This window comes from Streptococcus suis YS56 (assembly GCF_000440115.1).
Taxonomy (GTDB): domain Bacteria; phylum Bacillota; class Bacilli; order Lactobacillales; family Streptococcaceae; genus Streptococcus; species Streptococcus suis_L.
The window spans coordinates 117,046-123,366 of the sequence record NZ_ALMY01000022.1 but is presented as its reverse complement, the minus strand read 5'-3'; the positions used below and the strand labels follow the sequence as shown (position 1 = coordinate 123,366).

8 protein-coding genes and 1 pseudogene are annotated in these 6,321 nt (G+C 43.7%); 8 read left to right on the top strand and 1 reads right to left on the bottom strand.

Going from position 1 to position 6,321, the window contains the following annotated elements; genetic code table 11:
* Positions 1-386, bottom strand: a pseudogene (locus SST62_RS0103770) (transposase); the annotation flags it as partial.
* A 193-nt stretch (positions 387-579) separates the two neighbouring features.
* Between SST62_RS0103770 and SST62_RS0103765 the strand changes: the two are divergent.
* The 8 genes from SST62_RS0103765 (at position 580) to SST62_RS0103730 (ending at position 6,204) form a co-directional block, all read left to right on the top strand.
* Positions 580-1,098, top strand: coding sequence for a Dps family protein (locus tag SST62_RS0103765; RefSeq protein WP_029186351.1), 519 nt, complete (start codon positions 580-582; stop codon positions 1,096-1,098).
* 148 nt (positions 1,099-1,246) lie between these two features.
* The gene (locus tag SST62_RS0103760) at positions 1,247-2,125 is read left to right on the top strand and encodes an ABC transporter ATP-binding protein (RefSeq protein ID WP_029186350.1); all 879 of its coding nucleotides are present in this window, start codon (positions 1,247-1,249) and stop codon (positions 2,123-2,125) included.
* Positions 2,122-2,853, top strand: a complete 732-nt coding sequence (locus tag SST62_RS0103755) for an ABC transporter permease (RefSeq protein WP_029186349.1) — start codon at positions 2,122-2,124, stop codon at positions 2,851-2,853. The genes SST62_RS0103760 and SST62_RS0103755 overlap by 4 nt, the downstream gene beginning before the upstream one ends.
* An 8-nt stretch (positions 2,854-2,861) precedes the next feature.
* Complete coding sequence (locus SST62_RS0103750; protein WP_029186348.1) at positions 2,862-3,956, top strand: sensor histidine kinase; 1,095 nt, start codon at positions 2,862-2,864, stop codon at positions 3,954-3,956.
* Positions 3,953-4,552, top strand: coding sequence for a response regulator transcription factor (locus tag SST62_RS0103745; RefSeq protein ID WP_029186347.1), 600 nt, complete (start codon positions 3,953-3,955; stop codon positions 4,550-4,552). Before SST62_RS0103750 ends, SST62_RS0103745 begins: the two co-directional genes overlap by 4 nt.
* 268 nt (positions 4,553-4,820) lie before the next feature.
* A complete protein-coding gene (locus SST62_RS0103740) occupies positions 4,821-5,039 on the top strand; it encodes a YqgQ family protein (protein ID WP_029186346.1) in 219 nt (72 codons plus the stop codon).
* Positions 5,039-5,425, top strand: a complete 387-nt coding sequence (locus tag SST62_RS0103735; protein ID WP_004194735.1) for a rhodanese-like domain-containing protein — start codon at positions 5,039-5,041, stop codon at positions 5,423-5,425. The genes SST62_RS0103740 and SST62_RS0103735 overlap by 1 nt, the downstream gene beginning before the upstream one ends.
* A gap of 56 nt (positions 5,426-5,481) precedes the next feature.
* Positions 5,482-6,204 carry a hypothetical protein gene (locus SST62_RS0103730; RefSeq protein WP_029186345.1) on the top strand — a complete coding sequence of 241 codons (723 nt, stop codon included), beginning with the start codon at positions 5,482-5,484 and terminating at the stop codon, positions 6,202-6,204.
* Positions 6,205-6,321 lie beyond the last annotated feature (117 nt).

Here is a 6,321-nt window from a genome sequence, read left to right as displayed (position 1 = left end):
AGACGAGACAGAATGGTATCTAAGTGAAAACTAAAGTGATACCTTTTCTGAATATCGCGACAGATTTTATCCAAGCCCAACTGATAATAGATATTCTGTAGAAACAAATATCCCCCATGATACTCATTTCGTTGGTCCTGTTTCAACTGCCTATTCTCATGAAGTTTGATTAAGATTTCTTGTTTATCTTCTTTATCGAGTTCGGTTAACTCTTTAGCCCGCAATTTTGCCCATTCCATTGGTTCCATTTCGGGATGTAGCTGTTGAAGAGTTTCATGATTGCCGAGATTTTCGACAATGGTAGAAGTTCTTTTATTTCCAACTTTAATATCTTTGATAATGGCATAATTGATTGTATTTTTAGATACTGATTTTTTAACTCTCATAGATTCGCACCTCACTCTATTATACCACAGTACGAAAAAAGTACGCAATTAATATATACGAAAATTTGACAAAAAAAATAGCATCACATCAACGTTTGTGGCACTTTTGTGTCATTCAAACTGTCAAACTCCCGTTCTTGCAATTTTTCCTTCTTTTATTTATAATAATTATAAATAAAAGAAAGGATGATATATGATGAAACAAAAATATTATCAATCTCCAGCAGAAATTGCTTCCTTCAGCCCGCGTCCATCACTGGCTGATTCTAAGGCTGTTTTGAATCAAGCGGTGGCCGATTTATCAGTAGCCCATTCTATCCTCCATCAAGTTCATTGGTATATGCGTGGTCGTGGCTTTATGATTTGGCATCCAAAGATGGATGAATATATGGAAGAAATTGATGGCTATTTGGATGAGATGAGTGAGCGTTTAATCACCTTAGGTGGTGCGCCGTTCTCAACACTGAAAGAATTTTCTGAATATAGTCAGCTGAAAGAGGTTCCTGGGGATTATAGCTTGACGATGGAAGAGCAACTGGCGCGTGTGGTGGATGTTTTCCGTTATTTAGCTGATTTGTTCCAAAAAGGTTTTGATGTCAGTGATGAAGAAGGTGACAGCGTAACCAACGACATTTTCAATGTGGCTAAGGCTAGTATTGAAAAACATATTTGGATGTTGCAAGCAGAACTTGGTCAAGCACCTAAGTTGTAAATAGATGAAGGGTCCAGTAGGACTCTTTTTTGCTGCAATCTTTAATATGACATTTGTCACATGAGTCCATGACAAAGGCTTCTAGCGGGGCTTCCTTTTTCGAGATATACTATCTATGTAAGATGTTTAGGAAATAGGAGGTAGAAAGATGATAGAAGTACGAGCACTAGAAAAAGTCATCAAAGGACGGACCATTTTGTCTGATATTTCTTTTGAGATACAGTCAGGGGAATGTGTGGCCTTGATTGGTCCCAACGGGGCTGGGAAAACAACGCTTATGTCTTGTTTGCTGGGTGATAGAAAGGCGACGAAAGGGCAAGTTTTATTGGACGGTCTAGCTCCACAGGCACGGTCCAATAAAGAAAGGGTGGCAGTCTTGCCACAAGAAAATGCCATTCCAACGGACTTGAAGGTCAGGGAATTGCTCCGCTTTTTCCAAGCTATCTACAAGGACAGTCTGACAGATGTGGAAATCAACAGCCTGCTCCGCTTTTCCCCAGAGCAAAAAAATCAGCTGGCAGGCAAGCTATCGGGTGGTCAGAAGCGACTCTTGGCCTTTGTCATCTGTCTGATTGGCAAGCCAAAGTTGCTCTTTTTGGACGAACCGACGGCGGGCATGGATACGTCGACCCGTCAGCGTTTCTGGGAGATTGTCCATGACTTGAAGGAAAAGGGCGTGACCATTTTTTATACCAGCCACTACATCGAGGAAGTGGAGCATACGGCAGAGCGGATTTTGGTCTTGCACCAGGGTAGGCTCTTGCGGGATACGACGCCATTTGCCATGCGAAGTGAGGAGCAGGAAAAAGAAGTAGCACTGCCAATCCGTTTTGCGACGGTAGTAGAGGGCTTAGATGCAATTGATAACATCAGCTATAAGCAGGACACGGTCAGCTTCAAGACCCGAGCTATTGAGCAGGTTTGGGCGAATTTGCAGGAAGCAGGTTGTCGGATTTCAGACTTAGAGGTGCAGAACAAAACCCTGCTCAACAGCCTATTTGACAAGACAAGGGAGGAAGAAGCATGAAAGCATTGGTTCAAGTAGAGGCTTTAAAATTATCTAGGAGTTTGGGAGTTTTTCTCCTATCTATCGGCATGCCTGTCATCTTTTTCCTGATTTTTTCTTCGACGGTTGACTTAGGTTATGAGAACTTGCAAAAGGCCTTTATTCAGTCTTATATGTTAACCATGACAGGATTTTCCATGTCAGGCTTTGCTCTCTTTACTTTTCCCATGATGCTGGCAGAGGATAGAAATAATAGCTGGTTGACCTTCCTACAACATTCTCCACTTCCAATCTGGAAATATTATCTATCCAAAATTGTACGGGTCTTTCTCTGCTTTGTATCTTCCATCGCCATTGTCTTTGCGGTCGGAGGCTTGGTCAAGGGAGTAGAGATGACAGCTCAAGAATGGGTAATTTCGGCCCTCTTGCTTTTAGTAACCTCTATCGTATTTCTAGCCATTGGCTTGCTTTTGGTACAAATCCAGTCGGAACAAACCATGTCGGTGGTGGCCAACTTGCTCTACTTTGTTCTGGCTATCATGGGTGGCTCTTGGATGCCTGTTTCCCTCTTTCCTGACTGGGTGCAGCGAATCTGCAAACTCATGCCCAGCTACCATGTCAATCAGTTGGTGACCACCTATGCTCAAGAGGGAGATTTTCTCTGGAAATCCTTGCTAATTGTCCTAGGATATGCCATAATTTTCTTAGGAATTGCTCTGGCTATTCATAGAAAATCTGAACAGCAGTGAGGTGACCCATGATTTTTGAAAAAAGAAAGATACCACTCATGTTCTTCGTGGGCATGGTCTTTCTCTATTTTCCGCTTTATTACGCCCAGTATAGTCCAAATCCAACGGCTGTGGTTCTAGCAACCATTCTCTTTGCCTTGGTCTATTGTTCTCTCTTTTACACGGACCACAAGCTCTACTCCATGCTGGGCTGGTTTTACCTGATTGCCTATATAGCCGTTATGAGCTTTTGGGGCAATCTGCAGTTTTCCCTCTTTATTTTCAACCTGTCCAATATGATAGGCTGGTATTATAAGGAAACTCGGCCGACCTATCGGACGGTGTCCTATGGGATCTTGTTGCTGGCCATTGTCCTCTGGGCTCTCTTTGGTCCTGTCCCCTTTGAGATGCGGGCCTTTACACTCATCATTCACTTTTTCGGCCTGGCCTTGCTGATTTTCAGCTGGATTGAAACCAAGCGGGAAGCTCTCCAGCAACGGATCCAGGAGCAAAATGCTTCCATTAACCTCCTGCTTGCTGAGAACGAACGCAACCGCATCGGTCAGGACTTGCACGACACTCTGGGCCATGTCTTTGCCATGCTGTCCGTCAAGGCGGAGCTGGTCAAAACCCTTTTGGACCACGACCAGATTGACCAGGCTAAGAAGGAAGTGCAGGAGCTCCAGACCTTAGCCAAGGACTCCATGCAGGACGTCCGCCAGATTGTCCAGTCCCTCAAGCAGCACACCGTGGCAGAGGAACTCCAGATTTTGCAACAGATGTTGGACTTGGCAGGTGTGGACTTGGTCGTTTTGGGTGGGGAAATAGCAGAGCAGCTCAGCTTGCCTGTCCAGAACAAACTGGCTATGGTGCTGAGAGAGTTGGCTAATAACCTGCTCAAACATAGCCAGGCTAGCAAGTGTCGTTTGATATTTGAAGAAGACCAGCAAGAATTAGTCTTGCACTACGAAGACAATGGTGTGGGCTTTGCCCAGTTAACCGGTCAAGAATTGCATACCATAAAGGATAGGCTGGTGACGGTGCAGGGGAGCTTGGAATTTCTTTCTCTGGCTCACCCAACCCGCCTGTCCATACGAATTCCGCTTAAGGAGGTGGTAGAATGAGAATCTTAGTCGCAGAAGATCAAGCGATGCTGCGGGATGCCCTCTGTCAGCTCTTGGGCTTTCAAGATGTGGTTGAGGCTGTTTTACAGGCAGAAAACGGCAGTCAGGCCCTTGCTCTTTTGGAAAAAGAGCCAGTAGATGTGCTACTCTTAGACATTGAAATGCCTGAGAAGACGGGGCTGGATGTCTTGGAATGGGTGCGAACGAAATCCTTGCCCGTCAAGGTTGTCATCATGACCACCTTCAAGCGACCAGGCTATTTTGAGCGGGCGGTCAAGGTTGATGTAGATGCCTATGTGCTTAAGGAACGCTCCATTTCGGACCTTATGCGGACCATTGAAACAGTCTTGGCGGGGCGGAAGGAATATTCGCCGGAGTTAATGGATATACTCCTGACCCAACGTAGTCCCTTGACGGACCAAGAAAGTCAACTGCTCAAGCTGGTGGCAGAGGGTCTGTCCAATAAGGAAATCGCCAGCCAGCTCTACCTGTCTGATGGGACAGTCCGCAACTATATGACTTCAATCCTGTCCAAGCTAGGTGCAGAAAACCGCACGGCTGCTGTTAAGGTGGCACAGGAAAAGGGTTGGTTATGATATAGGCACTCAGTTTATCTTTTATTACTTCGTTAACTCGCTTTGCCTAACTCCAGTTATGCCTGCAGCTTTTGACGTGAACATCGTTCACTTTATCCCCAGTCTCCAACTATCTCCCAGATAGTTGGAGCGAGTACTAAAAGCAAACTGAATGCCTATATTAGACTTGGATAATATTGGTGATTTATCCACTCCTTTTTAAGCGTTTCATAAATTCCAACTGAGTTTTTATATTGAAAATCTTATAAAATTCTGCTACAATTTTTTTATGAAAAGACTTTACGATGTGCAACAATTACTAAAAGGTTTCGGTATTATTGTTTACATGGGCAATCGTCTCTATGACATCGAGATGATGCAGATAGAGCTCAATCGCGTTTATCAGGCTGGTCTTCTGGATAGGATGGACTACATGGAGGCCGAATTGGTTTTGCGACGTGAACATCGTTTGGAATTAGAGTATCAGAAATCAAGGGAGAATGAGTGATGGAAACATTTTGGGTATTTTTAGTATTTTTGGCAGTATTGGGAGCCTGGATGGGTTTTAATTACTGGAGATTGCGTCGTGCAGCGACTGTGATTGATAATGCAGAATTTGCAGAAAAGATACACGGAGGTCAGTTGATTGACCTGCGAGACCCGAGTGAGTTTAATCGTAAGCATATCTTAGGTGCGAGAAATATTCCTTACCAGCAATTGCGCCAGTCTACAGCTGCTTTGCGTAAGGACAGACCTGTCTTAATCTATGAGAATGATCGTGGTCAGTTGGTAACGCCTGCAGCCCTTCATCTGAAGAAACAGGGCTTTAACGAAATCTATATTTTAAGCTATGGTCTAAATGGATGGAATGGTAAGGTAAAAACGACTAAGTAGCGTTGTCAGTAGGCTAGAGTGTTTTCTTATGCAATAAGACGGATAAGGGCAAAAATATGGAAAAGAAATTTGAAAAGTTGTCATTGGCAGAAATTGGCATTATTTCTTTTATGGGACTTATTTTATTGATTAGCTTAGGCGCTAGTTGGTATAAAAATGCTCAAAGCGAAACAAGTGATACAAAGACAGTACAGCAAGTGCCCAATCAGAAAAAAACGGTTGATACAGTATTTCAGGATGCTGAGAATGCTGTCATTGTATTAGAAGGAACACATACTGAAGAGAAACTTGCAGAGGCACAATCTGCAGTAAACAAGGTTACGGATGCGACTAAAAAAGCAGCATTACAGAAACGGATTGACCAAGTAAAAGAGCTAGTGGGACAGCAGACAGATGCTCAAACACAGGCTAAGCTAAAAGCGGAGTTGGTCAGGGCGGAAGCAGTCCAAAAAGTAGCTGATGAGAAAAAAAAATCTGAAACAGGGACCAGTCAGTCAACGGACCTTGCTGAAGCTAGTGAGACCTCACAAGAATCTTATGTAGTACCTAATCAAAATATATATGGAAACCAAAGTGTGACTTCAACAAGCCAGTATACAAGCAGCGTGGCGTCAACTAGTACAAGCACTTCGGTCCCTCCGACCAGTGAAGGAGCACCTGTGGTAGAAACTCCAACAGTTTCTGAAACACCGGAGGAAATGACAGATTCAACAACTAGCCTGGTTGAGTCAGTGGAAACAGTTCCAACAGCTGACGAGAGTTCACCAGATAATCCGTAGGCTTTTTAGCTACTGGTTCTTTATGGCGTATTAGCATACTGGAAAAAATAGCTATTTGTATTTTAACACTAATTTTTTCTTGTAACGATCTAGTTTAAATACGTACGATAAGAGTGA

Excerpts from the sequence above, each read along its gene's own strand:
- SST62_RS0103750 (WP_029186348.1), top strand. The coding sequence starts at position 2,862 with ATGATTTTTGAAAAAAGAAAGATACCACTCATGTTCTTCGTGGGCATG.
- SST62_RS0103740 (WP_029186346.1), top strand. The coding sequence starts at position 4,821 with ATGAAAAGACTTTACGATGTGCAACAATTACTAAAAGGTTTCGGTATT.
- SST62_RS0103735 (WP_004194735.1), top strand. The coding sequence starts at position 5,039 with ATGGAAACATTTTGGGTATTTTTAGTATTTTTGGCAGTATTGGGAGCC.
- SST62_RS0103755 (WP_029186349.1), top strand. The coding sequence starts at position 2,122 with ATGAAAGCATTGGTTCAAGTAGAGGCTTTAAAATTATCTAGGAGTTTG.
- SST62_RS0103765 (WP_029186351.1), top strand. The coding sequence starts at position 580 with ATGATGAAACAAAAATATTATCAATCTCCAGCAGAAATTGCTTCCTTC.
- SST62_RS0103760 (WP_029186350.1), top strand. The coding sequence starts at position 1,247 with ATGATAGAAGTACGAGCACTAGAAAAAGTCATCAAAGGACGGACCATT.
- SST62_RS0103745 (WP_029186347.1), top strand. The coding sequence starts at position 3,953 with ATGAGAATCTTAGTCGCAGAAGATCAAGCGATGCTGCGGGATGCCCTC.
- SST62_RS0103730 (WP_029186345.1), top strand. The coding sequence starts at position 5,482 with ATGGAAAAGAAATTTGAAAAGTTGTCATTGGCAGAAATTGGCATTATT.